Below are 26,521 nucleotides of genomic sequence, written 5' to 3'. Positions count from 1 at the left end.
TTGTAAGCAATTTTGAAGACACGCTGTGCAGTTGTGCTGTACGTGTGTCTGGTCTTTTGTAGTTGAGTTGTTTGATCATTGCTCGACGAAGACGATGGCCGAGTGTGGTTTGTTGTTTTTGTTGAGTGTTTGTGCGACAAGCTATGAAGGGCACATGGTGGATGCCTTGGCATCAAGAGCCGATGAAGGACGTACGAGCCTGCGATAAGCCCTGGGGAGTTGGCAACGAAGCGTTGATCCGGGGGTGTCCGAATGGGGGAACCCACCACGAGTCATGTCGTGGTACCCGCGCCTGAATATATAGGGCGTGTGGAGGGAACGTGGGGAAGTGAAACATCTCAGTACCCACAGGAAGAGAAAACAAGAGTGATTCCGAGAGTAGTGGCGAGCGAAATCGGATCAGGCTAAACCGTATGCGTGTGATACCCGGCAGGGGTTGCGTAGGCGGGGTCGTGGGACCTTTCAGAACTATCTGCCGGTGGTTCAGACAGTAAGAAATGCATGATGAGGGTGAACCAGTTGGAGAGCTGGACCGTAGTGGGTGATAGTCCCGTAGCCGTAAGTTGTGCACTGTCGAGAGGTATCCCAAGTAACACGCCACTCCTGGAATGGTGTGTGAATCTGGCAGGACCACCTGTTAAGCCTAAATACTCCTTGATGACCGATAGCGGACCAGTACCGTGAGGGAAAGGTGAAAAGTACCCCTGGCGGGGAGTGAAATAGTACCTGAAACCGTGTGCCTACAATCCGTTAGAGCTGAGTCTTCGGACGAGGTGATAGCGTGCCTTTTGAAGAATGAGCCTGCGAGTTAGCGGTGTGTGGCGAGGTTAACCCGTGTGGGGTAGCCGTAGCGAAAGCGAATCCGAATAGGGTGAATTAGTCGCACGCTCTAGACCCGAAGCGGAGTGATCTACCCATGGGCAGGTTGAAGCGACGGTAAGACGTCGTGGAGGACCGAACCCACTTCAGTTGAAAATGGAGGGGATGACCTGTGGGTAGGGGTGAAAGGCCAATCAAACTCCGTGATAGCTGGTTCTCCCCGAAATGCATTTAGGTGCAGCGTTGCGTGTTTCTTGCCGGAGGTAGAGCACTGGATAGCCGATGGGCCCTACCAGGTTACTGACGTTAGCCAAACTCCGAATGCCGGTAAGTGAGAGCGCAGCAGTGAGACTGCGGGGGATAAGCTCCGTAGTCGAGAGGGAAACAGCCCAGACCATCAGCTAAGGTCCCTAAGCGATAACTAAGTGGAAAAGGATGTGGAGTCGCAGTGACAACCAGGAGGTTGGCTTGGAAGCAGCCACCCTTGAAAGAGTGCGTAATAGCTCACTGGTCAAGTGATTCCGCGCCGACAATGTAGCGGGGCTCAAGTTATCCACCGAAGCTATGGCATTCACATAAGCCCACTCGTATGAGTCAGGTGTGTGGATGGGTAGGGGAGCGTCGTGTGGCGGGTGAAGCGGCGGAGTGATCCAGTCGTGGATGCCACACGAGTGAGAATGCAGGCATGAGTAGCGAATGATGAGTGAGAAACTCATCCGCCGATTGATCAAGGGTTCCAGGGTCAAGCTAATCTGCCCTGGGTAAGTCGGGACCTAAGGCGAGGCCGACAGGCGTAGTCGATGGACAACCGGTTGATATTCCGGTACCGGCAAAATAGCGCCCATGCTGACCCCAGTGATGCTAAGTGCCCGAAACACCGCGACCGATCCTTCGGGAGAGGCGTGTGTGCGTAGCGCATGACCCGAGCTGGTAGTAGGCAAGCGATGGGGTGACGCAGGAAGGTAGTCGATCCGGCGCGATGGTAGTCGCCGGCTAAGGATGTAGGCCGAGGCATAGGTAAATCCGTGTCTCTGACTTTGATGTCGTGGTTGAGATCTGATGGGGACCCGTTTGGGGAAGTCGATGATCCTATGCTGTCGAGAAAAACCTCTAGCGAGCTATGCGCCGCCCGTACCCCAAACCGACTCAGGTGATCAGGTAGAGAATACCGAGGCGATCGAGTGAACCATGGTTAAGGAACTCGGCAAAATGCCCCCGTAACTTCGGGAGAAGGGGGGCCCGGATCGTGAACCGTCTTGCACGGGGAGCGTGAAGGGCCGCAGAGACCAGGCCCAAGCGACTGTTTACTAAAAACACAGGTCCGTGCTAAGTCGTAAGACGATGTATACGGACTGACTCCTGCCCGGTGCTGGAAGGTTAAGAGGACGGGTTAGACGCAAGTCGAAGCTCAGAATTTAAGCCCCAGTAAACGGCGGTGGTAACTATAACCATCCTAAGGTAGCGAAATTCCTTGTCGGGTAAGTTCCGACCTGCACGAATGGAGTAACGACTTGGGCGCTGTCTCAACCGTGGACTCGGCGAAATTGCACTACGAGTAAAGATGCTCGTTACGCGCGGCAGGACGGAAAGACCCCGGGACCTTTACTATAGTTTGGTATTGGTGTTTGGTTCGGCTTGTGTAGGATAGGTGGGAGACTGTGAAGCGGCCACGCCAGTGGTTGTGGAGTCATCGTTGAAATACCACTCTGGTCGTACTAGATGTCTAACCTAGGACCGTGATCCGGTTCAGGGACAGTGCCTGATGGGTAGTTTAACTGGGGCGGTTGCCTCCTAAAATGTAACGGAGGCGCTCAAAGGTTCCCTCAGCCTGGTTGGCAATCAGGTGTTGAGTGTAAGTGCACAAGGGAGCTTGACTGTGAGACAGACATGTCGAGCAGGGACGAAAGTCGGAACTAGTGATCCGGCGTCGGCAAGTGGAAGCGACGTCGCTCAACGGATAAAAGGTACCCCGGGGATAACAGGCTGATCTTCCCCAAGAGTCCATATCGACGGGATGGTTTGGCACCTCGATGTCGGCTCGTCGCATCCTGGGGCTGGAGTAGGTCCCAAGGGTTGGGCTGTTCGCCCATTAAAGCGGCACGCGAGCTGGGTTTAGAACGTCGTGAGACAGTTCGGTCCCTATCCGCCGCGCGCGTAGGAAACTTGAGAGAGGCTGTCCCTAGTACGAGAGGACCGGGATGGACGAACCTCTGGTGTGCCAGTTGTACCGCCAGGTGCATGGCTGGTTGGCTACGTTCGGAAGTGATAACCGCTGAACGCATCTAAGCGGGAAGCACGTCTCAAGATGAGGTTTCCCACCCGTTATGGGTTAAGGCCCCCTATAGACCATGGGGTTGATAGGCCGGAGGTGTACAGCAGTAATGCCCAGCCGACCGGTACTAATAGGCCGAGGGCTTGTCACACAAGCACTCAACAAAACCAACAAACGATCCGTTTGCTACACGTATGTCTCGCGTCCACGAGAAACAACGACACCACGAGAGTGTGTCAATTGAATAGTTGGCTTCAACGCCCACTCGAAGCATCTGCTTCGTGGGTGGTTGAGAAAGAGTTACGGCGGCCATAGCGAGAGGGAAACACCCGGTCCCATCCCGAACCCGGAAGTTAAGCCTCTCAGCGCCGATGGTACTGCGACCGCGAGGTCGTGGGAGAGTAGGACGCCGCCGGACATAATTTGCGCAGGGCCACCCTTTCGAGGGTGGCCCTGCTGCCATTTCCGAGCATTTCTGTCCCGGCGCTCGCGCACCAGAGACCACCGGTCGTCCCTGCTTTCGCGCTCAGTCCACTGTTTCCACAGCCCCGTTCTCCGGCCGCGGCTGAGGTCGATGGCTCCTCGGAGAGTGTCGCGTGGAGGTGATGCGTGATGACAACGCAGAACGAGACACCCGCCGCTACGGATGCGGTGAACGAAGTACGGCTGGTCGGCCGCTTGAGTGTGGCGGCCGAGCGGCGTGAGCTCCCCAGTGGCGATGCGATCATGGTCTTCCGCGTGGTCGTGCAGCGCCCGGAGGTCGCCCGGCGCGGGACCCAGACCGTCGACGTGGTCGAGTGCACTGCTTGGCGCCCCGGTCTCATGCGGACAGTCGGGGGTTGGTGTGCCGGCGACCTCGTGGCGATCCGGGGCGCGTTCCGGCGGCGGTTCTACCAGGCGGGCGGCAGGACGCTGTCGCGCGCCGAGGTCGAAGTCGAGGGCGGGCGCGTCATTCGGCGCGCAGCACGCGCATGAGTGCACCCAGACTCGGCTTCGGCTGGAAGGAGGTCGCCTTCTCCGGGAGCGTATGTCCGGCTGCAGCGGTGGCGAGAACCTCGTGGAAGGTCGGGGCCGGTACCAGGAGCGCGACGCCGGCGCGGTGCCTCAGTGCCTCGCGGGCGGCCTCGACCGTGTGGTGGTGGTCCACGCCCCACGGGCCGCGGGGCAGAGCGGGGATGAGTCGCTCATGAAGCATCTCCACGACAGTTCGGTCGCCCGGCCGGGGCAGTTTGAGCGTCGCCCACTGGTGGCCATCCGTGGCGACGACCAGCTCGCCGGTCGGCTCAGGGCGTACGCCGGCAGGCCGGTATTCGAGGGCAGTGCCGATCAATCTCGCCGCCGCCGCGACGTCGTCGAGTCGCACTCGGTGAAGGACGCGGTGGATCGCACCCACATGAAGCGGTGTCGTGGCCTGGTCCACCAGCATCGCCAGGCCCGCATCGAAGCCGCCGTGCGGGTCCCGTGCGCGGAGCCGGAGATAGGCGGCGTACCGGTGATGCCCGTCGGCGATCAGGAGCTGTGCGTCCGTGAGGGAGCGCTGGAGGGCCTCCAGGTCCTCGGGCGTGCGGATCGGCCAGATCCGGTGACGCTGATCCGCGTGGTCGGCGTACTGGCGCATCGGCGCGGTGCCGGTGACACGCTCGACGAGGGAGGCGAGCTCCGGGGGAGCGGTGTACACCAGCTGGATCGGTGCGGGCTGGAGGCCCATCTGGGCCATTCGGTCAGCGAGTTCGTCGGACTGTCGAGGATGGATCTCCTCATGCGGCACGACGGCGGCGGCGCCGGGATCCTCGGCACGGTTCGTCACGTCGAGCAGGCCCACGAGCCCGCGGACCGTCCGTCCCTCGGCTGTGTACTCATGGACGTAGACGGCAGGTGAGGCGTCGGTCGTGAGTCGCCGACGCCGCTCCCAGTTCTCGACCCGTCCACCGACGCCGCGCCACGGGCGGGCGAAGAGGCGGCTCGAGGCGGGATCGCCCACGAGGCCGGGTTGGAGCATGGAGGCGCGGAACGGACGCAGCCTGACCGGACCTGCGAGCGAGGGCGGCACCACCGTTCTCGCGTCCATCGGCCCATCGTAGGGTGGCGCGCATGAAGGCGACCGGCGCCCGGCCACTGACGGAGCTGTACGACCTGGTCATGCTGGATCTCGACGGCGTCGTCTACATCAGCGGCGCGGCGGTGCCCGGCGCGCCGGACCACCTGGCTGCCGCACGAGCTGCTGAGACGAAGCTCGCGTTCATCACGAACAACGCGGCCCGCACTCCGGACGCGGTGGCGGACCACCTCCGGGAGCTCGGCATCACGGCTGAGGCCGGAGACGTGGTGACGTCCGCCCAGGCCGCCGCGCGGGTACTGGTCGAGCGCCTCGGCACCGGAACGCCCGTCGCGGCTCTCGGTGCTGAAGGGCTCTTCGAGGCGCTGCGGGCCGAGGGCCTCGTCGCAGTCCCGGTCGATGACGACTCCGCCCAAGCGCTTGTCGACGGATACGGCCCCGATGTCCTCTGGAAGGACGTCATGCGCGCCGCGGTCCGCATCCGCGAGGGCCTGTGGTGGGTGGCGACCAACACCGACATGAGCATCCCGACCGCGTACGGCACGGCACCGGGCAACGGTGTCATCGTCGACATGCTGCGCCGCTTCAGCGGCGTCGAGCCGGAGGTGGCGGGCAAGCCCGACCGTCCTCTGCTCGACGAGACGATCCGACGCGTCGGCGGTGAGAGACCGCTGATGGTCGGCGATCGGCTCGACACCGACATCTTGGGCGGCCACAACGCCGGTGTGGACACACTCCTCGTCATGACGGGTGTGACCGGCCTCGAGGAGCTCGTCGCCGCGGTGCCGGGGGAGCGGCCGACGTACATCTCGAGCGACCTCGCGGGCCTGCTCGAGCCGCACCCGGTCGTACACCTGGACGGGGAGAGCGTGACCTCCGGCGGCTGGAGGGCCCGTATCGCCCCCGACGGCACGGTGGCCGTGGACGGGGCCGGTGACAGCTCGGACTGGTGGCGCGTCGTCGCGGCTGTGGCCTGGGACCGACTCGACCGTACCGGCACGCCCGTCGACGTGAGCGGGCTGAGGGCTCCGGGTCGGTAGCCTTCTCCCATGTCCGAACCGACCCTCGACGCCGTGACGGAGCCCGTGCACACCGGTGTGTCGCTCGTGGACTCGATCCTCGAGTCCGTCGACGCCGCCACCGGCCTGCCACTCGAGGACCAGGTCGGAGTCTTCGAGCGGGCCCACGAGCAGCTTCGGCGGGCGCTGGACGCACCGGACAGCCAGCTCGACGACCAGCCCGAGTCCGACTGACCATGTCCGCCGGCCGTGCCCCACGCCGGCTGCGACTGGACGCCGAGCTCGTCCGTCGCAAGCTGGCCCGCTCCCGTGAACATGCGTCCGAGCTGATCGCCGCTGGACGGGTGACAGTCTCCGGAGCGGTGGCCTCCAAGCCGGCGACCGGAGTGACCACCGACCTCGCGATCGTGGTCCGCGAGGATCCGCTCAGCCCTGATTACGTCTCGCGCGGCGCGCACAAGCTCGTCGGAGCGCTCAACGCCTTCATGCCGCTGGGGCTCCAGGTCGAGGGGCGCCGTGCGCTCGACGCGGGCGCCTCCACCGGTGGCTTCACCGAGGTGCTCCTCCAGCACGGTGCTGCGGAGGTGCTGGCCGTCGATGTCGGCTACGGACAGTTGGCGTGGAAGCTCCAGTCCGACCCGCGGGTCGTGATCCACGACCGCACCAACATCCGCGAGATCACACCGGAGTCGATGGGGGGTCAGGTCGACCTCGTCGTCGGCGATCTCTCCTTCATCTCCCTCGAGCTCGTGCTCGACGCGCTGCTCGGCGTGACCCAGCCCGACGGCGACCTCTCACTCATGGTGAAGCCCCAGTTCGAGGTGGGCAAGGATCGGGTGGGCAAGGGCGGGGTCGTCCGTGACTCAACGCTCCGTGCCGAGGCGGTGCTCGCCGTGGCGCATGCCGCCGCCCGCAGGGGTTGGGGCGCTCGCGCCATCACGACCAGCCCGCTTCCGGGGCCTTCGGGCAACGTCGAGTTCTTCCTGTGGCTCCGCCGTGGTGAGGCCACGGTCGACGACGGGACCATCAGCCAGGCCGTCCACGACAAGGTCGGACTGGCGGATCTGTCCCCGACTGATGAGAGGCTGGAGCCATGAGCACTCCCGCGGACGTGGTGCGCCGCGTGCTCGTGCTGACCCACACCGGTCGGCCCGAGGCGCGTGAGGTCGCCCTCCAGTTCACGAAGGCGCTCGAGACCCACGGCATCATCGTGAGAATGGCCTCCGTCGAGGCCGACGACCTCGGCGTCGGGCGCGACTCCTTCCTGCCGGGCATCGAGCTCAGTGACTCCGCCGAGGACTGTGAGCTCGTGCTGGTGATCGGGGGCGATGGATCGATCCTTCGCGCGGCCGAGATCACCCATGGCAGCGAAACGCCCGTCCTCGGGGTGAACCTCGGTCACGTCGGGTTCCTCGCCGAGGCCGAGGTCGAGCACGTCGAGACCGTGCTGGACGCGATCGTCCACCGGAAGTACGCCATCGAGGACCGCCTCACCCTGGACGTGACGGTGAGCAACGACGGCGTTGAGGTCTTCCGGACCTTCGCGGTCAACGAGGCCAGCGTGGAGAAGGCCGCCCGCGAGCGGATGCTCGAGGTCATCGTCGAGGTCGACGACCGTCCCCTGACCCGGTTCGGTTGCGATGGCGTCGTCTGTGCCACGCCGACCGGTTCCACCGCCTACAACTTCTCCGCCGGCGGCCCGATCGTGTGGCCCTCGGTCGAGGCCCTCCTGATGGTGCCGCTGAGCGCCCACGCCCTCTTCGCGCGGCCGCTCGTCGTCTCGCCTACGTCGACCCTTGCGGTCGAGGTCATCCGCAGCAACAACGGTGCGGGCGTGCTGTGGTGCGACGGCCGACGCGCGGTCGACCTCGCCCCGGGCGCCCGGATCGAGGTGCGTCGCGGTGAGCACCCCGTGCGGCTCGTCCGTCTTCACGAGGCGCCGTTCACCGACCGTCTCGTCGCGAAGTTCCAACTGCCCGTCGACGGGTGGCGCGGGAGCCGGAATGCTTGAGGAGCTCCGGATCACCTCGCTGGGCGTCATCGACTCCTCGGTCCTGGAGCTCGGTCCCGGCCTGACCGTGATCACCGGTGAGACCGGCGCCGGCAAGACGATGATCGTCACCGCGCTCGGTCTGCTGCTCGGTGGCCGGGCCGATGCGGGCGCGGTGCGCACCGGCAGTCGCAGCGCCCGCGTCGAGGGCCTCGTCCGCACCAGCGCACTTCCCTCCGTCGCCGAGGCCGTCGTGGAGGCCGGTGGCGAGGTGGAGGACGACGCGGTCCTGCTCGCCCGCACGGTCGCGACCGAGGGTCGCTCGCGTGCGTTCGTGGGCGGCGCGTCGGTCCCGATCACGACGCTCGGATCGGTGGCCGAGCCACTGGTCGCCGTACACGGTCAGTCCGACCAGCACCGGTTGCTCCAGGGCCGTGCGCAGCGCGACGCCCTCGACCGATTCGGCGGGCCGGAGCTGGCGACCGTCCTCCAGACGTACGCCGACACCTACCGCCAGCTCGCCGACGTGGAGCGTGAGCTTGCCGCGGTGACCGCCTCTGCGCGGGAACGCGCCCGCGAGGCGGACCTGCTCCGCTTCGGGGTCGGCGAGGTCGAGGCCGTCGCCCCTGAGCCCGGGGAGGACGCCCAGCTCGCGGCCGAGGAGACCCGCCTCGGCTTCGCTGACACCCTGCGCACCGCCGCCGAAACGGCACGGGAGGCACTGTCGAGCGAGGACAGCCACCCCGACGCCCTGGCCACCGTGAGTGCCGCCCGCACGGCGCTCGAGGCCGTGCGCGCCCATGACCCCGAAGCCGCGAGCCTGGCCGACCGGCTCTCCGAGCTCACCTACCTGCTCTCCGATCTCGCCGCCGATGTCGCCTCCTACGCTGCCCGGATCGAGACCGATCCGGCACGGCTCGCGGCCGTCTCCGAGCGACGCGCGGCGCTCACGGCCCTCACCCGGAAGTACGGGGAGACGATCGACGACGTGCTCAGCTGGGCCGTGACGTCCTCGGAGCGGCTGCTCGAGCTCGACGGCACCGACGGCAGGATCGAGGAGCTCCGCGCCGAGCGCGCCGAGCTCCGCACCCGGCTCGGAAGCCTGGCCGCCGACCTCAGCGCCCGCCGCAGCGAGGCCGCGATCCGGCTCGCCGCCCAGGTGACCGAGGAGCTCGGCCACCTCGCGATGCCACACGCCCGTCTCACCGTTGCCGTCACCCAGACCGAGGCCGACCCGCAGTCCGGACGGGTTCCGCTCGAGGTCGGCGGTCGACACCTGCGGTTCGGTTCCGGCGGTGTCGACGAGGTCGAGCTCCTCCTTGCCGCCAACACCGGCAGCGAACCGCGTCCGCTCAACAAGGGCGCATCGGGAGGTGAGCTCTCCCGGGTGATGCTCGCGCTCGAGGTGGCGCTTGCCGGGACCAGCCCCGTGCCGACCTTCGTCTTCGACGAGGTCGACGCCGGCGTGGGTGGCGCCGCCGCGGTCGAGGTCGGTCGTCGACTCGCGCAGCTGGCGCGCTCGGCACAGGTGCTGGTCGTCACGCACCTGCCCCAGGTGGCGGCCTATGCGGACCGCCATGTCGTCGTGCAGAAGTCCAGCGATGGCACCATCACGAGCTCGGGACTGACCGTGTTGGACGACGCCGGCCGCGAGCGTGAGCTCTCCCGCATGCTCGCCGGCATGAGCGAGTCCGACACTGCACTGGCGCACGCCCGTGAGTTGCTCGAGGTGGCCCGCGACGCGAGTCGCTGACCCGGTCGCCCATGCTCGGATGCGAGCATGAGGTGGTTATGAAGATCTCTTCCCGGCCTGCCGCCACCCCACTCGGCGTGACCGGTCCCGCTCGTGTCGGGCGCCCCACGAGGGCGCTCCTGCCTCGACTGAGCGAGGGCGACATCGCCGTCATCGACCACTGTGATCTCGACCGTCCCACGGCCGAGGCGCTCGTCCGAGCCGGAGTCGTCTGCGTGGTCAACGCGCAGCCGATGATCTCCGGGCGCTACGCCAACCTCGGGCCACTCGTGCTGGCCGAGGCGGGCATCCCGCTCGTGGAGGGCATCGGCCAGTCGGCGTACGCCCGGCTGGCGGACAACCCCGAGCTGATCCACGTCGAGGGCGGCCGGATCAGCCTCGGTGAGCAGATGGTCGTCGCCGGGCGTGAGGTCGACGCCGACGACGTCCGGGCCGCGATGTCACGGGCCCAGCAGGGACTGGCCGTCCACCTGGAGACGTTCACCCACAACGCCGCCGAGCTGGTACGCCGGGATCTCGACGTCCTGCTCGAGCGCGACGGTCTGCCGCGGCTCTCCACCCGGACGGCAGGGCGGCCGGTGGTCGTGGTCGGGCAGGCACATCCGGCCGAGATGGTGCATCTGCGCTCCTTCATCCGCCAGGAGCGGGCTGCGGTCATCGCGGTCGACGGTGCTTCCGACCGCCTGCGCGCGCACCGCATCGAGCCCGACGTGATCGTCCTGTCGCAGACCACGCGGCTGCCCGCGACCAAGGTGCTGCGCGCCGCGCGCGACGTCGTCTTCGTCACGCGACCGGATACTCCCTCGGAGTCCTTTGAATCGCTGGCGCGCGTGGGCGTCTCGCCCCACGTCGTGAGCACGCACGCGGGCGGCGACGACGTCGCCCTCCTGCTGGCCCACGCAGGCGATGCTCGGTTGATCGTCGGCGCGGGCCTGCCGGCGACGCTCGCCGACTTCCTCGACCAGCAGCGCCCCGGCCTCGCGGGCTCGTTCCTCGCGCGCCTCGTCGCGGGGGAGCGGTACGTCGACGCGGCCTCGGTCGCCCTCCTCCACACCGGTCGGATCCGACCGTGGCATGTCGCCGTCGCCCTGGTGACCGGTCTGGGAGCGGTCGCCATCGCGACGGCTGCGACGCCCATCGGTCAGGCCTGGCTCGACACCGTGCAGGGGTGGTTCTGATGCGGCTACTCCTCGGACTGGTCGCGCTGTTCCTGGCCCTGGCGGTCGGCATCGGCCTGGGTGCCGGGCCGTTGGGCGACAGGATCGACGACCCCGCCTCGGACCACCCGACAGCCTCCGATGCGGCGACGGGCACGACCGACTCGGTGTCCGACCCGGTCGACGCTGCGGTCATCACCGGCTTGGCCCGCACGGCGCTGGCCGGAAAGCTCACCGGTCAGAGCGTCGCGATCGTCACGCTCCCCGGCGCCAGCGGCTCGGCCGTCAAGGCCTTGACGGCCGACATCACCGCCGCCGGTGGCGCGGTGGCCAGCACGACCGCGCTGACCGAGGGGATGACCGCCGTCGACTCCAAGCAGCTGGTCGACTCGCTCGGCAGCCAGTTGGTCGATCAGGTCGGCGGGCCGGCGGTGCAGTCGCTGACGACGTACCCGCGGATGGGGGCGCTGCTGGGCTCGGCCCTCACCACCACGGCCGCTCCGGCCGCCCCGGGCCCGGGGGCGGTGACGATCCGCTCCAGCCTCACGACCGGTGACCTCGTCGCCGCCGAGCCGGCCGGCAACCTCGGCACGCTGACCGTCGTGCTCACGGGGACGAACGTCGAGGACGCCATCCTCACCGGCCTGATCACCGGCCTGGCCGGGCAGGCCCATGGGCTCGTGGTCAGTGGCGACACCAACGACGGTGACGTCGCCGCGGTCCGCGACGCCAAGCTCGCCGTGGGCACCTTCGACGGCAACGAGACGGCGGGCGGCGCTGTCGCCACGACGCTGCTGCTGGCACGTCAGATCACCAGTCCTGGTGGGGCATTCGGCGCGTCCGGTTCGGACGGTCCGGCCCCTCTGGGATAGGATCGAGGTCCATGAGGTCGGCGCCCAACACGAAGCACGTATTCGTCACCGGAGGCGTCGCCTCCTCCCTCGGGAAGGGCCTGACGGCGTCCAGTCTCGGCCGGCTCCTCCGCTCGCGCGGTCTCCGCGTGACGATGCAGAAGCTCGACCCGTACCTCAACGTCGACCCCGGGACAATGAACCCGTTCCAGCACGGTGAGGTGTTCGTCACCAACGACGGCGCCGAGACCGACCTGGACATCGGCCACTACGAGCGCTTCCTCGACGTCGACCTCGTCGGGCATGCCAACGTGACGACCGGTCAGGTCTACTCCAACGTGATCGCCAAGGAGCGCCGCGGCGACTACCTCGGCGAGACGGTGCAGGTGATCCCGCACATCACCAACGAGATCAGCGACCGGATCCTCGCCATGCACGGCCCCGACATCGACGTCTGCATCACCGAGATCGGCGGCACTGTCGGCGACATCGAGTCGCTGCCGTTCCTCGAGTCGGCGCGCCAGGTCCGCCAGAAGCTCGGCCGCGACAACGTCTTCTTCGTCCACGTCTCCCTCGTGCCGTACATCGGCCCGTCCAAGGAGCTCAAGACCAAGCCCACGCAGCACTCGGTGATGGCGCTGCGGCAGATCGGCATCCAGCCCGACGCGATCGTGTGCCGGGCCGACCGCGAGCTGCCCCAGTCGATCAAGTCGAAGATCGCGCTCATGTGCGACGTCGACGACGAGGCCGTCGTCACCGCCGCCGACGCGCCGAGCATCTACGACATCCCGAAGGTCCTGCACCGCGAGGGCCTGGACGCGTACGTCGTCCGCAAGCTCGGCCTCCCCTTCCGTGACGTCGACTGGTCGGTGTGGGATGACCTGCTCCGCAAGGTCCACCACCCCAAGGAGGAGGTCGACGTCGCCCTGGTCGGCAAGTACATCGACCTGCCCGACGCCTACCTGTCGGTGGCTGAGGCGCTCAAGGCCGGCGGGTTCGCCCACGAGGCGAAGGTCAACATCCGCTGGATCCCGTCCGACGAGTGCGCGACGCCCGCCGGTGCTGCCAAGAACCTCGGTGACGTCGACGCGGTCCTGGTGCCCGGTGGCTTCGGCGTCCGCGGCCTCGAGGGCAAGCTCGGCGCGTTGACCTACGCCCGCACCCACGGCATCCCGACGCTCGGCATCTGCCTCGGGCTGCAGTGCATGGTGATCGAGTACTCCCGTGAGGTCCTCGGCCTGGAGAAGGCCGGTTCGACGGAGTTCGACCCGGAGACGCCCGAGCCGGTCATCGCGACGATCGCCGAGCAGCTCGCCTTCGTCGAGGGTGCGGGTGACCTCGGCGGCACGATGCGCCTCGGCGCCTACCCGGCCGCGCTCAAGGAGGGCAGCGTCGTGCGTGCGACGTACGACGGCGAGGCGCTGATCCAGGAGCGGCACCGTCATCGCTACGAGGTCAACAACTCCTACCGTAACCAGCTCGAGGAGGCCGGCCTGGTCTTCTCAGGCACCAGCCCGGACAACAACCTCGTCGAGTTCGTCGAGCTGCCCCGGCAGGTGCACCCCTATTACGTCTCGACCCAGGCCCATCCGGAGCTCAAGTCGCGCCCGACCCGCCCGCACCCGCTCTTCAAGGGATTGGTGGGGGCCGCGATCGCCCGACAGAAGGAGCAGCGCCTCATCGACGACCCGAGTCTCTACCGTGAGCCGGAGGCCGACGAGCCGCTTGAGGCTCCGGTCGCCTGATGGTCAGCGATCGCGACGAGTCCTGGCCGGTGCTCGGCACCACCACGATCCATAAGGACGACTGGGTCGTCGGCGTACGCAAGGACGAGATCACCCGGCCCGAGGGCGGCGACCCGTTCGAGCGCCTGATCGTCACCCACCCCGGCGCCGCGATGGTGCTGGCGGTTGACGATGAGCACCGGGTGCTCGTGATCTCGCAGTACCGCCACGCCGTCGGCAAACGGATGATCCAGCTCCCCGCCGGGGTCATCGACCACGAGGGCGAGGACCCGCTCGACACGGCGAAACGGGAGCTGCAGGAGGAGGCGGAGTACGCCGCCGAGCGCTGGGACCACCTCGTCAGCTACAACACCTCACCGGGGCTCACTGACGAGCGCTTCCACATCTACCTCGCGAGAGGGCTCTCGCCGGCGCCGCGCGGCGACTTCGAGATGCTGCACGAGGAGGCCGACCTCACGACGGAGTGGGTGCAGTTCACCGAACTCCTCGATGACGTCGTCTCGGGGCGGGTGAATGACGGCGCGCTCATCACGGGTGTCCTCGCCTACAACGTGATGTCCAGGCGCGGCGTGGTGTGAGCGTCTGATGGTGCCGTCCAAGGCGGTCCGCGTGTGGCTGGACCACCTCACGGTCGAGCGTGGCCTGTCGGCGAACACGCTGGCGGCATACCGCCGCGATGTCGGCCGCTACCTGGACTTCCTCGCGGGGGCCGGCATCGATGACCTCGACACGATCTCCGAGTCGACCCTCACCGACTACCAGGTGCGGCTGCGCGAGGGCGATGCCGATCACCCGCCGCTCAGCACCACCTCGACCGCGCGAATGATCGTCGCGGTGCGCGGCTTCCACAAGTTCGCGCTGGCCGACGGCCTCGCGACGAGTGACCCCGCCGCCGGCGTACGTCCTCCGCGGCCGGCCAAGCGGTTGCCGAAGGCGCTGCCGCTCTCCGACGTGGAGGCGATCCTCGGGGCGGTGGACGTGGAGACGACGCTCGGACTGCGGGACAAGGCGCTGCTCGAGGTCCTCTACGGCACCGGCGCCCGGATCTCCGAGGCCGTCGGTCTCGATGTGGATGACCTGGATCTCGTCGACGGCACCGTGCTGCTGCGCGGCAAGGGCGGCAAGGAGCGGCTGGTGCCGTTGGGCTCCTTCGCCAGCGCGGCGCTCGATGCCTGGCTCGTACGCGGTCGACCCGAGCTCGCCGCCGGCGCGACGGATCGACGGGGCAGTGGGGGAGCGCTCTTCCTCAACGCCCGCGGCGGTCGGCTCTCGCGCCAGTCCGCGTGGACGGTCCTCACCCGCACGGCCGAACGTGCCGGCGTCACGCGTGACGTCTCGCCGCACACCATGCGGCACTCGTTCGCCACGCACCTGCTCGACGGTGGCGCGGATGTGCGCGTCGTCCAGGAGCTGCTCGGTCACGCGTCGGTGACGACGACCCAGATCTACACGATGGTCACCGTCGACAACCTCCGCGAGGTCTTCGCGACCGCGCACCCGAGGGCACGCTGATGACGCACGCCTGGCCCGCCGCGGGCGCCAGCCCCGAGGCCGTGCTCGACTCCGTCACCGCCTTCGCCTCCGCCCGCGGGCTGAGTCTCTACCCGCACCAGGAGGAGGCCACACTGGCGCTCCTCTCTGGTGACCATGTCATCCTCGCGACGCCGACCGGATCGGGGAAGTCGCTCGTCGCCATCGCGGCCCACGCGGCTGCGCTCGCGACCGATCGGGTCAGCTTCTACACCGCGCCCATCAAGGCGCTTGTCAGTGAGAAGTTCTTCGACCTCTGCGACACCTTCGGAGCCGACAACGTCGGCATGCTGACCGGCGACGCATCGGTCAACGCGGACGCGCCGATCATCTGCTGCACCGCGGAGGTGCTGGCCAACCTCGCCCTCCGCGAGGGTCGTCATGCCGATGTGGGGCTCGTCGTGATGGACGAGTTCCACTACTACGGCGAGCCCGATCGGGGCTGGGCGTGGCAGGTGCCGCTGCTCGAACTGCCGCAGGCGCAGTTCCTGCTCATGTCCGCCACCCTCGGCGACACGTCGGCGATCGCTTCTGATCTGACGGCGCGGACCGGGCGCGACGTCCAACTGGTCGACGACGCTGAGCGTCCGGTGCCGCTGACGTTCTCCTGGTCCCTCGAGCCGCTCGCAGACACGCTTGAGGAGTTGGTCACGACGGGCCAAGGGCCGGTCTACGTCGTCCACTTCACCCAGGCCGCCGCCGTCGAACATGCCACGTCGCTCCTCGGCGCCGCATGGGTGTCGGCCGGCGCGACCGCCGAGCGGATCGCGGAGCTCAAGGCCCGCCTCGTGCCGGTGCACTTCGGTGCCGGCTTCGGGAAGACCCTCTCGAAGCTGCTCCGTGCGGGCATCGGCGTCCACCACGCCGGCATGCTGCCGCGCTATCGCCGGCTGGTCGAGCAGCTCGCACAGGCGGGTCTGCTCCGCGTGGTCTGTGGCACGGACACCCTCGGCGTCGGCATCAACGTCCCGATCCGTACCGTCCTCTTCACCGCCCTCGCCAAGTACGACGGCAGCCGGATGCGCACACTGCGGACCCGTGAGTTCCTCCAGATCGCAGGACGTGCCGGCCGGGCGGGCTTCGACACCGTCGGCTCGGTCGTGGTGCAGGCACCCGAGCACGTCATCGAGAACAAGAAGGCCAAGGCGAAGGCGGCCGCGAAGAACGCCGCCTTGACCGATTCCCAGCGGGCGAGGGGTCGCAGCTCGAAGGCGCACCTCAAGAAGGCACCCGAGGGCTCGGTCGTGTGGACCGAGGCGACCTTCGACAAGCTCGTAGCGGGAGAGCCCGAGCCGCTGGTCAGCCGGATGAAGGTCGACCACGCCATGCTGCTCAACGTCCTCTCCCGGGAGGAGGACGCCTTCGCCGTGATGCGGCGGCTGCTCATGGAGAACCATGAGCCACGCCGGACGCAGCTCCGCCTCGCCCGCCGCGCGCTCCGACTGACCCGCTCGCTGGTGGCCTCCGGCGTGGTGCAGCGGCTCGACGAGCTCGACGAGTTCGGGCGTCGCTACGTCGTCACCGATGCGCTGCCGCCGGACTTCGCGCTCAACCAGCCGTTGTCCCACTTCGCGCTGGAGGTGCTGGAGACGCTGGACCCGGAGGATCCAGCGGTCCCGACGTATCACTTGGATGTGCTGTCCGTGATCGAGGCGACCCTGGAGGGGCCGCGGCAGATCCTCTTCGCGCAGCAGCACGCGGCCCGGGGCGAGCTGATCGCCAACCTCAAGGCCGACGGCGTGGAGTACGAGGAGCGGATGGCGTTGGCCGACCAGGTGACGTGGCCGCGACCGCTCGCCGAGCACCTCGAGCCGCTCTTCGAGCTCTACCGTGCCCCGCATCCCTGGCTGCCCGACGACGCGTTGGAGCCCAAGTCGATCGTGCGGATGATGTGGGAGCAGGGGATGGGGTTCAACGACTTCGTCGCACGCTTCGGTCTCGCTCGCTCCGAGGGCCTGGTGCTCCGCTACCTGACCGATGCCTACAAGGCGCTCGTCCACACCGTCCCGCAGGCACACCACTCCGACCAGCTCGACGAGCTGGTGGAGTGGCTGGGGGAGACGATCCACCAGGTCGACTCCTCACTGCTCGACGAGTGGCAGGCGTTGGCCGATCCCGCCCACGCGCCCGAGGCCGTCGCGCATCACGCCCCACCTCCGCCACCCCGTCCTCTCAGTGCCCAGCCGGCCTTCGCCGTCATGGTGCGCAACGCGCTGTGGCGCCGGGTCGAGCTCGTCGCCTACGACAAGGTCGCCGCCCTGGCCGAGCTCGACGGCGTCGACGCCGTGCGCTTCGACCCTCCGCGTGAGCCTGTCATGACCCACCGCGACTGGGACCGGGCGCTCGAGGCCTACTTCGAGGACCACGACGACGTCATCCTCGACGGCGACGCTCGCGGCCCGCGCTTCCTGACGTGGGAGGACGTCGTCGAGGACGGACAGCGGCTGCGGCGCTTCCGCCAGACCCTCGCCGACCCGGCGGGCCACCACGACTGGGTGATCGACGCGGTCGCCGACCTGGACCTGACCGACGAGCTCGGGGAGCCGGTCCTCACCGTCGAGGCGATGCGCCGTCTCGACTAGTCTTCGTTCACCTCGGGGTTCTAGTCTCGCCCGAGGTCTCCCGCCCACCAGACAAGAGAAGTGAGTGCTGCCTTGACCGAGCTTGGTCCCACCGGACGGCCGATGCCGAACATCCCGGAGCCGACCCCGCTCACCAGTCACGGCCCGGCCCGCGTCGTCGCCATGTGCAACCAGAAGGGCGGCGTCGGCAAGACCACGACGACCATCAACCTCGGTGCCTCGCTCGTCGAGTTCGGTCGCCGCGTCCTCCTGGTCGACCTCGACCCGCAGGGCTCGCTGTCGGTCGGCGTGGGGCTCGATCCGAACGAGATCGAGGTGTCGACGTACGACATGCTGATGGACTCCGACGTGACCTGGAAGGACATCGTCCGCCCCACGTCGATCGACGGGATGGACATCCTCCCCGCGGTGATCGACCTGGCCGGCGCGGAGATCCAGCTCGTCACCGAGGTCGGGCGCGAGCAGGTGCTCAAGGACAAGCTCACCGAGGCACTGCCCGAGTACGACGTCATCCTGATCGACTGCCAGCCCTCGCTCGGCCTCCTCACGGTCAACGCCCTCACCGCGTCGGACTCGGTCATCGTGCCGCTGGAGACCGAGTACTTCGCGCTGCGAGGCGTCGCGCTGCTCACCGACACGATCGAACGGGTGCGTAAGCGGCTCAACCCCAAACTGGTCATCGACGGACTGCTCGGCACCATGTTCGACGGCCGCACCCTGCACAGCCGCGAGGTCATGGCGACGCTCGTCCAGGCGTGGGGCGACACCGTCTTCCACACCGTCATCCGTCGCACCGTGAAGTTCTCCGACGCGACCGTCGCCGGCGAGCCGATCACCGAGTTCGCCTCCGACTCCACCGGTGCCACCGCCTACCGCCAGCTCGCCAAGGAGGTGCTCGCCCGATGGCAGCACGTCGCGTGAGTATGCCGAAGGCCGATGACCTCTTCCGTCCGACCGCCGCGCCTCCTGCCCCGGAGGAGGCTGCTCCCGACGACAGGAAGCCGTCCGGTCGGGTCAAGCACGACGCGAAGATGACCGTCTACATCACCGACGACGAGCTGCTCGAGATCGAGCAGGCCCGGATCGGACTGCGCCGCTCGCAGGGGATCGCCGTCGACCGCGGGAGGCTCGTCCGCGAGGCCGTGTCGATCGTCCTCGCCGAGCTCGCCGCGAAGGGCGACAAGAGCGCCCTCGTGAAGCGCCTGCGCGAGTCGTGACCGTTGACGTGACTGTCGACGCTGCTGAGCCAGGGGCCACCCCCGAGCACGGCTTCGAGGTCCGGCTCTCGAACTTCGAGGGCCCGTTCGACCTGCTGCTCAGCCTGATCTCCAAGCACAAGCTCGACATCACCGAGGTCTCGCTCGCCACGGTCACCGACGAGTTCATCGCCCACGTCAAGGCAGGCGGCTCGGCCGACAACCCGGCCCAGTGGGACCTGGAGAAGACGTCGTCCTTCCTCCTCGTGGCCGCCACCCTGCTCGACCTCAAGGCCGCGCGACTCCTTCCCAGTGGCGACGTGGAGGACGAGGAGGACCTCGCCCTGCTGGAGGCGCGGGACCTACTCTTCGCGCGACTGCTGCAGTACAAGGCCTTCAAGCAGGTGGCGACGGTGCTCGACCAGCGCCTGGCCGCGGAGTCCCGGAGGTTCCCGCGGGCGGTCGGGCTCGAGGAGCGTTTCGCGACCCTGCTGCCCGAGGTGCTCATCGGCATCGGGCTCGAACAGTTCGCCGAGCTGGCGGCCAAGGCCCTCGCGCCCAAGCCCGGTCCGCCCGAGCTGACCCTCCACCACATCCACGCTCCGGCCGTGAGCGTGCGCGAGCAGGCCGGCATCGTCGTGGACCGGCTCCGCCGCTCGGGCACGCTCACCTTCCGTGCGCTCGTCGGCGACTCGCCGGACACGCTCACGACCGTCGCGAGGTTCCTCAGCCTGCTCGAGCTCTTCCGGGAGGGTGTGGTCGGGTTCGACCAGGTGTCCCCACTCGGCGAGCTCACCGTCCGGTGGACCGGGGACGACGAGACTGCTGAGGTCGCCCTCGACGCCGTGGTCATCGACGAGTTCGACGGCGCCCCACCACTGCCCGAGCCGACCACCCACGAGGAGAACGATGACTGACCAGGTGGAAGGGGAGTCCCTCGCCATCCCGCTGGCCGACCTTCGCCCCGCGCTCGAGGCGGTGCTCATGGTCGCCGACCAGCCGCTCGACGTCGCCACGCTCGCCACGGCCGTCGGCCATCCCGCCGACGAGGTCGCCGGCGCGCTCGCCGCCCTCTCGCAGGAGTACGCCGACCAGGGTCGTGGCTTCGACCTGCGCAACGTCGCGGGCGGCTGGCGGTTCTACACCCGCGACGAGTTCGCCCACGTCGTCGAGGGCTTCGTGCTCGAGGGCCAGCAGGCGCGGCTCACGCAGGCCGCGCTCGAGACGCTCGCCGTCGTCGCCTACCGCCAGCCCGTGTCCCGCGCCCGGGTGAGCGCGATCCGAGGCGTCAACGTCGACGGCGTGATGCGCACGCTGCTCACGCGCGGGCTGGTCGAGGAGGCCGGCACCGACAAGGAGACCGGCGCCCACCTCTACCGCACCACGAGCTACTTCCTCGAGCGGATCGGGGTCACCAGCCTCGACGAACTGCCCGAGCTGGCGCCGTACCTGCCCGAGATGGACGACCTCGAGGACGAGCTGGCCCAGATGTCCGCCGGCCCCGCACAGCCCGAGGAGGCTCCCGGTGACTGATCTGCCCCTGGACGACGAGGGCCTGATCCGCCTCCAGAAGTTCCTAGCCCTGTCGGGGGTGGCGTCCCGACGGAAGTGCGAGGAGCTGATGCTCGACGGCGAGGTCGAGGTCAATGGCGAGGTCGTCACCCGCCTCGGGACCAAGATCGACCCGGCCGTGGACAGGATCCGGGTCGCTGGCAAGCGCCTCCCGCCGGTGAGCGGCAAGGTCTACTTCGCCTTCCACAAGCCGCGCGGAGTGACGTCGACGATGAGCGACCCCCATGCCGCCCGCACGCTCGAGGAGTTCGTCCGGGTCCGTCCGGAGCGGCTCTTCAACGTCGGCCGCCTCGACACCGACACCACCGGTCTCCTGCTGCTCACCAACGACGGCGACTTCGCACAGAAGGTCGCGCACCCGTCCTTCGAGGTGGAGAAGACCTACGTGGCACAGGTCGAAGGTCAGCTCTTCCCGCGGATCATCAAGCAGTTGCGTGAGGGCGTCGTCCTCGAGGACGGGCCGGTCGAGGTCCACCGCGCCCGCATCATCGAGGCGACCCCGGCCAAGTCCATCGTCGAGCTGACCATCCACGACGGTCGCAAGCACGTCGTACGCCGACTCCTGGCCGAGACCGGCCATCCCGTGACGCAGCTCAGCCGGATCCAGGTCGGTCCGGTGAAGCTCGGCCGGCTGAAGTCGGGGGAGATGCGCGAGCTCACCCAGGACGAGCTCGGCACGCTGCTGGACAGCGCCGCCCTCTGATCCGCCGCCCGTTAAGGTGAGCGCCGTGTCCGTACGTGCGATCCGTGGTGCCACCCAGCTCGATGTCGACGAGTCGACCCACATGCATGAGCGCGTCGTCGAGCTGCTCAGTGCCGTGATGGAGGCCAACGGGCTCACCAAGGACGACGTGGTCTCGGTCCTCTTCACCGCGACCGCCGACCTGCACTCGGCCTTTCCCGCCGTCGCCGCGCGGTCGTTGGGGTGGACCGACGTACCCCTGATCTGCGCGCGCGAGCTCGAGATCGAGGGCAGCCTGCCCCGAGCCGTGCGACTGATGGCGCACGTCGAGACCGACATGAGCAAGGCCGACGTCACCCACGTCTACCTCCACGGCGCGACCGTGCTGCGTCCCGACCTGACCTCGGCGCAATGAGCCGGTTGGTGGGGCCCGTCGAGATCATCGGCGTCGGGCTCCTCGGCACGTCGGTCGCGCTCGCGTGCCGCCGTGCCGGGATCGACGTGCTCCTCACCGACGTCGACGCCGACCACGTCCGTACGGCGTCGGGCCTCGGGGCCGGCCGCGCCCGCAGCGCCGCCGACCGTCCGCAGCTCGTCGTCGTGGCCGTGCCCCCTGACCACCTGGGCGGCGTGATCGCCTCCGCCCTCGACGGCAGCGACGCCGTCGTCACCGATGTGGGCAGCGTCAAGGCGGCACCGCTCGCCTCCCTCGCGTCCCGCCCCGACGCCGGCCGGTACGTCGGCAGTCACCCGATGGCCGGCAACGAGCGCTCCGGCCCGCTGGCCGCGAGTGACGCGCTCTTCGACGGTCGCCCTTGGGCGATCACCCCGCACGCCGGCTCGGACCCGGCCGCCGTCGCGCTCGTCCGTGAGCTCGCCGAGCTCTGCGGGGGAGTGGTGGTCGAGCTGACGCCCGCCGAGCATGACCGGGCGGTCGCCCGGATCAGCCACGTCCCGCACCTGATGGCCGCACTCACCGCGGGCCGTCTGGCCGAGGCACCGGACGGCCACCTGGCGCTGTCCGGTCAGGGTGTCCGTGATGTCACGCGGGTCGCCGGCGGCGACCCTGCGCTCTACAGCCAGATCGTCGGTGGAAACGCGGACGCGGTCACTGAGCTGCTGACCGAAGTACGCGACCAGCTCGACACCCTCATCGCCGCCGTCACGCGGGGGGATCGTGCCACCCTCCAGAGCATCCTCGCGACCGGCAACGACGGGACCCGCGCGATCCCCGCCAAGCACGGTGGTCCCGCCCGCGCGATGCGCTCACTCTTCGTCGCCGTGCCCGACGAGCCCGGCAGCCTCGCCCGGCTCTTCGCCGACGCCGGCGAGATCGGCGTCAACATCGAGGACGTGCGGATCGACCACGACCCCGGCCGTCCGGTCGGTGTGGTCGAGCTCGTCGTCGACGACGCCCTTGCCGACGACCTCCTGCCCGCACTGGAATCCCGCGGCTGGGTCTCGCACCGCTAGCACCATTAGGCTTGCGGCCCGTGAGTACGCCCCTCGTTGTCGCCGTCGACGGCACGTCCGGATCCGGCAAGTCGAGCACGTCGCGGGGAGTCGCCGACCGCCTCGGCCTGCGCTACCTCGACACCGGCGCACAGTTCCGGGCCATGACCTGGTGGATGCTCAGCAACGACGTCGACGTACACGACGCGGACGCCGTGGCGGCCGCTGCGGACAAGCCCGTCATCATGTCGGGCACCGATCCCAACGGCCCGACGATCACGCTCGACGGCACCGACGTCTCGCGTGAGATCCGGACCGACGAGGTGAACGGCTCGGTCTCTCCCGTCAGCGCCGTGCCCGCCGTACGTGCACGCCTGCTCGAGCTGCAGCGCGGCATCATCCGCGAGGCGCTCACCGGCCCCGGCATCGTGGTCGAGGGCCGCGACATCGGCTCGGTCGTCTGGCCCGAGGCCGACCTCAAGCTCTACGTCTCAGCCGACCCCTCGGCCCGTGCCACGCGCCGCGCCGCCGAAGTCGGCTCATCGGACGACGCCAGCATCGCAGCCACCAAGGCGTCGCTGGAGGCCCGCGACGTCATCGACTCCGGTCGTACGACGGCCCCGCTGGTGCAGGCCGACGGCGCGGTCCACCTCGACACGACCCACATCACGCTGGAGCAGGCGATCGACCAGGTCGTCCAGCTCGCCGTCGAGCTGACCAGCCAGGCGTGAGCGGACGGGTCGCGGGCCCTCCGCGTCGCTATCTGCTCGACTCGCCGCTGCGGCCGTCGGCACGGTCGCTGCTGCGGCACTACTGGGACCTCCACGTCGAGCCGGGCGGATTCCCCGCGACCGGGCCGGTGATCGTGGCGGCCAACCACATCGGGGTGATGGACGGCCCGCTCATGGCGATCATGTCGCCCCGGCCGGTGCATGCGCTGACCAAGGAGGAGATGTTCCACGGCGTCGGTGGTGCGTTCCTGACGCAGACCGGCCAGATCCGCCTGGACCGTTTCCATCCGGACCGCGCTGCCGTACGCGCGAGCCTCGCGACGCTCGAAGCGGGGCGTGCCGTGGGCATCTTCCCCGAGGGCACGCGCGGTGCCGGGGGGCTGACGACCTTCTACAACGGGGCCGCCTACCTCGGCCTCGTGACCGGTGCACCGATCGTGCCGCTGCTCTTCTTCGGGACCCGCGCGCCGGGCAAGGGCAGCAACTGGGTGCCGCCCCGCGGCACGCGGATCGACATGGTCTTCGGGGCGCCGCTCGTCCTCGATCAGGTGAATTGGCCCCGGACGCGGGAGAATGTCCGTGAGGCCACCGATCACGTGCACAAGCACCTGCTGGCCCACCTCGCGGCCACGATGGCCGCCACCGGGCTCACGCTGCCCGGGCCACTGCCTGTTCCGGAGGACTGATGAGCGACGACTACAAGGGCGACTTCACCGACCTGAACGACTTCGGTGACTTCGGCGAGGACGTACCCCGCGGCCCCGTGCCAGTGCTGGCCGTCGTCGGCCGGCCCAACGTCGGCAAGTCCAGCCTCGTCAACCGGATCATCGGCCGACGTGAAGCCGTCGTCGAGGACGTCCCCGGCGTGACCCGCGACCGCGTCTCGTACGACGCCGAGTGGAACGGTCGCGCCTTCACCGTCGTGGACACCGGCGGCTGGGACCTCGACGCCAAGGGCATGGCCGCACGCATCGCGCAGCAGGCCGAGATCGCGATCTCGCTCGCCGACGCCGTCCTCTTCGTCGTCGATGCCAAGGTCGGCATCACGGACGCCGACGAGGGCGTCGTCCGCGTGCTGCGCAAGTCGGGCAAGCCGGTCGTGCTCGCGGCCAACAAGGTCGACGACGAGCGTGGCGAGGCCGAGGCGCTGCTGCTGTGGAACCTCGGCCTGGGTGAGCCGATGCCGATCTCCGCGATGCACGGTCGTGGCACGGGTGACCTGCTCGACGCCGTACTCAAGGCCCTGCCCGAGCCGCCGCCGGTCCTCGAGGGCAACCCACTCGGCGGTCCACGCCGGATCGCCCTCGTCGGCCGGCCCAACGTCGGCAAGTCCTCCCTGCTCAACAAGCTCGCGCGGGAGGAGCGCGTCGTCGTCGACAACGTCGCCGGCACGACCGTCGACCCCGTGGACGAGTTGATCGACTTCGGCGGCCGCACCTGGCGCTTCATCGATACCGCCGGCATCCGCAAGCGAGTCAAGGAGGCCAGCGGCCACGAGTACTACGCCTCGCTGCGCACCACCACGGCCATCGACCGCGCCGAGGTGGCCGTGCTCGTCCTCGACGCCTCCCAGCCGCTCGCCGAGCAGGACGTCCGCATCCTCCAGACCGTCCGCGAGGCCGGTCGTGCGCTCGTCATCGCCTTCAACAAGTGGGACCTCGTCGACGAGGAGCGCCGCCACTTCATCGAGCGCGAGATCGAGCGCGACCTGGTGCAGGTGCAGTGGGCGCCGCGGATCAACATCACCGCGCGCACCGGCTGGCACATCGACCGGCTCGTCCCGGCCCTCGACAAGGCACTCGAGGGGTGGGAGACGCGCGTCGGCACCGGTGCACTCAACACGTTCCTCGGCCGTCTCGTCGCCGAGCACCCGCACCCGGTCCGCAGCGGCAAGCAGCCCAAGGTCCTCTTCGGCACCCAGGTCTCGGCCGCCCCTCCTACCTTCGTGCTCTTCACCTCCGGCAAGCTCGACGCCTCCTACGAGCGGTTCATCGAGCGGCGCCTGCGGGAGACCTTCGGCTTCGTCGGCACGCCGATCGTCCTCGAGCAGCGCGTGCGCGAGAAGCGCAGGCGCTGACCCGATTCGGCGCGCTCGGAAACGGTGCGCTAATGTTCCATCTCGCTCAGACGTACGCGTCTGAACGGCGGGCTGTGGCGCAGTTTGGTAGCGCACTAGACTGGGGGTCTAGGGGCCGCAGGTTCAAATCCTGTCAGCCCGACCGGAATCCGAGCGCAAACGCGCGACATCAAGCGGTAGAATGCCGCAGATGTCGCGCGTTCGCCGTTATACGGACTCCGAGCTCGCTGCTGCCGTCGCAGTTGCCCGGTCGTGGCGCGGCGTTCTTCGGGAGCTCGGCCTGGCCGCCACTTCCGCGGCCCAGATGCGGTCGGTACGCCGGACGGCCGATGAGCTGGGACTGGACTACGACCACTTCACCGGCCAGCGTCGATGGTCCGATGCTCAGCTCCGAGAGGCCGTGGCATCGAGCGGCAACTGGTCGGAGGTCGCCGCGCATCTCGGCCTCGCGGGCGGCTCCAGCACGTCGACGATCAAGGGCCATGCGCTGCGACTCGGCCTCCCGATGGAGCACTTCGGCCGAGTCGCTCCCGACGGTGCCGAACCGTTGGACCTCGTTGCGGACAAGGCGCATCTGTCGCGCTCGGGGCCGATGCTGGCTGCGGCGTGGTTCTCGCTCCGCGGATGTGCGGTCTCGTGGCCGCTCGAGCCGGCGCGGTATGACCTTCTCCTCGGCGTGGGAGAGCGGCTGCTTCGCGTGCAGGTCAAGACGACGACGTACGCCGTCGACGGCTCGTGGGTCGTGCGGCTCTCCACAGCCGAACGTTCGAACCTCACGTACGACCCGGACGAGATCGACCACTTCTTCGTCATCGACGGCGACCTCGGGATGTACCTGATCCCGAGTCGCTCGGTCGGCGGCCTCCAGGAGCTTCGCCTGTCTGCCTACGCAGAATTCCGGGTGGCACGCCTGGCGGAGTTCGTGGGGAGCGCTGCTGCCGAGTCCGCGGGCTGACTTACGGCAGACGTTGCCAGATTGTTCGAGCCGGCCGCGCCGGGCGTTCACCTGCCGTAGGGCGGACCGGTCCAGAGTCGCG

24 protein-coding genes, 1 tRNA gene and 2 rRNA genes are annotated in these 26,521 nt (G+C 68.4%); 26 read left to right on the top strand and 1 reads right to left on the bottom strand.

Features of this window, described 5'->3' with window-relative positions; genetic code table 11:
• Nucleotides 1-134 precede the first annotated feature (134 nt).
• From LH076_RS08335 to LH076_RS08325, 3 genes are all read left to right on the top strand, one after another.
• Nucleotides 135-3,242 (top strand): 23S ribosomal RNA (locus LH076_RS08335).
• A gap of 150 nt (nucleotides 3,243-3,392) precedes the next feature.
• Nucleotides 3,393-3,509: ribosomal RNA gene (rrf, locus tag LH076_RS08330) — 5S ribosomal RNA — on the top strand.
• Nucleotides 3,510-3,703: 194 nt separating this feature from the next.
• Entirely contained in the window at nucleotides 3,704-4,066 is a 363-nt protein-coding gene (locus LH076_RS08325; RefSeq protein ID WP_227783511.1) for a single-stranded DNA-binding protein, read from the top strand.
• On the opposite strand, the gene LH076_RS08320 is transcribed toward LH076_RS08325, so the two are convergent.
• Nucleotides 4,041-5,159 carry a DUF1015 family protein gene (locus LH076_RS08320; RefSeq protein WP_227783510.1) on the bottom strand — a complete coding sequence of 373 codons (1,119 nt, stop codon included), beginning with the start codon at nucleotides 5,157-5,159 and terminating at the stop codon, nucleotides 4,041-4,043. The two genes, LH076_RS08325 and LH076_RS08320, sit on opposite strands and share 26 nt — an antisense overlap.
• A gap of 23 nt (nucleotides 5,160-5,182) precedes the next feature.
• Between LH076_RS08320 and LH076_RS08315 the strand changes: the two genes are divergently transcribed.
• The 23 genes from LH076_RS08315 to LH076_RS08205 all read left to right on the top strand — a co-directional run bounded on the left by LH076_RS08315 (nucleotide 5,183) and on the right by LH076_RS08205 (nucleotide 26,439).
• Nucleotides 5,183-6,187 (top strand): HAD-IIA family hydrolase, encoded by a 1,005-nt coding sequence (locus tag LH076_RS08315; RefSeq protein ID WP_227783509.1) that lies wholly within the window; start codon nucleotides 5,183-5,185, stop codon nucleotides 6,185-6,187.
• Nucleotides 6,188-6,196: 9 nt separating this feature from the next.
• A complete protein-coding gene (locus LH076_RS08310; protein ID WP_227783508.1) occupies nucleotides 6,197-6,400 on the top strand; it encodes a hypothetical protein in 204 nt (67 codons plus the stop codon).
• A gap of 2 nt (nucleotides 6,401-6,402) precedes the next feature.
• The gene (locus LH076_RS08305; protein ID WP_227783507.1) at nucleotides 6,403-7,263 is read left to right on the top strand and encodes a TlyA family RNA methyltransferase; all 861 of its coding nucleotides are present in this window, start codon (nucleotides 6,403-6,405) and stop codon (nucleotides 7,261-7,263) included.
• Complete coding sequence (locus LH076_RS08300) at nucleotides 7,260-8,177, top strand: NAD kinase (RefSeq protein WP_227783506.1); 918 nt, start codon at nucleotides 7,260-7,262, stop codon at nucleotides 8,175-8,177. Before LH076_RS08305 ends, LH076_RS08300 begins: the two co-directional genes overlap by 4 nt.
• The gene (gene recN / locus LH076_RS08295) at nucleotides 8,170-9,909 is read left to right on the top strand and encodes a DNA repair protein RecN (RefSeq protein WP_227783505.1); all 1,740 of its coding nucleotides are present in this window, start codon (nucleotides 8,170-8,172) and stop codon (nucleotides 9,907-9,909) included. The genes LH076_RS08300 and recN overlap by 8 nt, the downstream gene beginning before the upstream one ends.
• A 38-nt stretch (nucleotides 9,910-9,947) precedes the next feature.
• Nucleotides 9,948-11,087 carry a putative cytokinetic ring protein SteA gene (gene steA / locus LH076_RS08290; RefSeq protein ID WP_227783504.1) on the top strand — a complete coding sequence of 380 codons (1,140 nt, stop codon included), beginning with the start codon at nucleotides 9,948-9,950 and terminating at the stop codon, nucleotides 11,085-11,087.
• Nucleotides 11,087-11,938, top strand: a complete 852-nt coding sequence (locus LH076_RS08285) for a copper transporter (protein ID WP_227783503.1) — start codon at nucleotides 11,087-11,089, stop codon at nucleotides 11,936-11,938. The genes steA and LH076_RS08285 overlap by 1 nt, the downstream gene beginning before the upstream one ends.
• Nucleotides 11,939-11,949: 11 nt before the next feature.
• Complete coding sequence (locus LH076_RS08280; protein ID WP_227783502.1) at nucleotides 11,950-13,662, top strand: CTP synthase; 1,713 nt, start codon at nucleotides 11,950-11,952, stop codon at nucleotides 13,660-13,662.
• Complete coding sequence (locus LH076_RS08275) at nucleotides 13,662-14,240, top strand: NUDIX domain-containing protein (RefSeq protein WP_227783501.1); 579 nt, start codon at nucleotides 13,662-13,664, stop codon at nucleotides 14,238-14,240. The genes LH076_RS08280 and LH076_RS08275 overlap by 1 nt, the downstream gene beginning before the upstream one ends.
• 7 nt (nucleotides 14,241-14,247) lie before the next feature.
• Nucleotides 14,248-15,174, top strand: a complete 927-nt coding sequence (xerD, locus tag LH076_RS08270; RefSeq protein ID WP_227783500.1) for a site-specific tyrosine recombinase XerD — start codon at nucleotides 14,248-14,250, stop codon at nucleotides 15,172-15,174.
• The gene (locus LH076_RS08265; protein WP_227783499.1) at nucleotides 15,174-17,774 is read left to right on the top strand and encodes a DEAD/DEAH box helicase; all 2,601 of its coding nucleotides are present in this window, start codon (nucleotides 15,174-15,176) and stop codon (nucleotides 17,772-17,774) included. The genes xerD and LH076_RS08265 overlap by 1 nt, the downstream gene beginning before the upstream one ends.
• Nucleotides 17,775-17,846: 72 nt before the next feature.
• A complete protein-coding gene (locus LH076_RS08260) occupies nucleotides 17,847-18,695 on the top strand; it encodes a ParA family protein (RefSeq protein WP_415753288.1) in 849 nt (282 codons plus the stop codon).
• Nucleotides 18,677-18,991: a hypothetical protein gene (locus LH076_RS08255; RefSeq protein WP_227783498.1), complete on the top strand. Its 315-nt coding sequence runs from the start codon at nucleotides 18,677-18,679 to the stop codon at nucleotides 18,989-18,991. Before LH076_RS08260 ends, LH076_RS08255 begins: the two co-directional genes overlap by 19 nt.
• Entirely contained in the window at nucleotides 18,988-19,887 is a 900-nt protein-coding gene (locus LH076_RS08250) for a segregation and condensation protein A (protein WP_227783497.1), read from the top strand. The genes LH076_RS08255 and LH076_RS08250 overlap by 4 nt, the downstream gene beginning before the upstream one ends.
• Nucleotides 19,880-20,503 carry an SMC-Scp complex subunit ScpB gene (gene scpB / locus LH076_RS08245; protein ID WP_227783496.1) on the top strand — a complete coding sequence of 208 codons (624 nt, stop codon included), beginning with the start codon at nucleotides 19,880-19,882 and terminating at the stop codon, nucleotides 20,501-20,503. The genes LH076_RS08250 and scpB overlap by 8 nt, the downstream gene beginning before the upstream one ends.
• A complete protein-coding gene (locus tag LH076_RS08240; RefSeq protein WP_227783495.1) occupies nucleotides 20,496-21,245 on the top strand; it encodes a pseudouridine synthase in 750 nt (249 codons plus the stop codon). Before scpB ends, LH076_RS08240 begins: the two co-directional genes overlap by 8 nt.
• A 25-nt stretch (nucleotides 21,246-21,270) precedes the next feature.
• On the top strand, nucleotides 21,271-21,639 hold the full coding sequence (aroH, locus tag LH076_RS08235) for a chorismate mutase (RefSeq protein WP_227783494.1): 369 nt from the start codon (nucleotides 21,271-21,273) through the stop codon (nucleotides 21,637-21,639).
• Nucleotides 21,636-22,697 (top strand): prephenate dehydrogenase, encoded by a 1,062-nt coding sequence (locus LH076_RS08230; RefSeq protein ID WP_227783493.1) that lies wholly within the window; start codon nucleotides 21,636-21,638, stop codon nucleotides 22,695-22,697. Before aroH ends, LH076_RS08230 begins: the two co-directional genes overlap by 4 nt.
• A gap of 20 nt (nucleotides 22,698-22,717) precedes the next feature.
• The gene (gene cmk, locus LH076_RS08225) at nucleotides 22,718-23,407 is read left to right on the top strand and encodes a (d)CMP kinase (RefSeq protein WP_227783492.1); all 690 of its coding nucleotides are present in this window, start codon (nucleotides 22,718-22,720) and stop codon (nucleotides 23,405-23,407) included.
• Nucleotides 23,404-24,093 carry a lysophospholipid acyltransferase family protein gene (locus LH076_RS08220; RefSeq protein ID WP_227783491.1) on the top strand — a complete coding sequence of 230 codons (690 nt, stop codon included), beginning with the start codon at nucleotides 23,404-23,406 and terminating at the stop codon, nucleotides 24,091-24,093. The genes cmk and LH076_RS08220 overlap by 4 nt, the downstream gene beginning before the upstream one ends.
• Nucleotides 24,093-25,484, top strand: coding sequence for a ribosome biogenesis GTPase Der (gene der, locus LH076_RS08215; protein ID WP_227783490.1), 1,392 nt, complete (start codon nucleotides 24,093-24,095; stop codon nucleotides 25,482-25,484). Before LH076_RS08220 ends, der begins: the two co-directional genes overlap by 1 nt.
• A 68-nt stretch (nucleotides 25,485-25,552) precedes the next feature.
• Nucleotides 25,553-25,626 (top strand) — tRNA-Pro (locus tag LH076_RS08210).
• Nucleotides 25,627-25,674: 48 nt separating this feature from the next.
• Nucleotides 25,675-26,439, top strand: a complete 765-nt coding sequence (locus LH076_RS08205) for a group I intron-associated PD-(D/E)XK endonuclease (RefSeq protein ID WP_227783489.1) — start codon at nucleotides 25,675-25,677, stop codon at nucleotides 26,437-26,439.
• Nucleotides 26,440-26,521 lie beyond the last annotated feature (82 nt).

The organism is Nocardioides sp. Kera G14 (assembly GCF_020715565.1).
Taxonomy (GTDB): Bacteria; Actinomycetota; Actinomycetes; order Propionibacteriales; family Nocardioidaceae; genus Nocardioides.
This window is presented reverse-complemented; position numbering and strand designations above follow the sequence as displayed.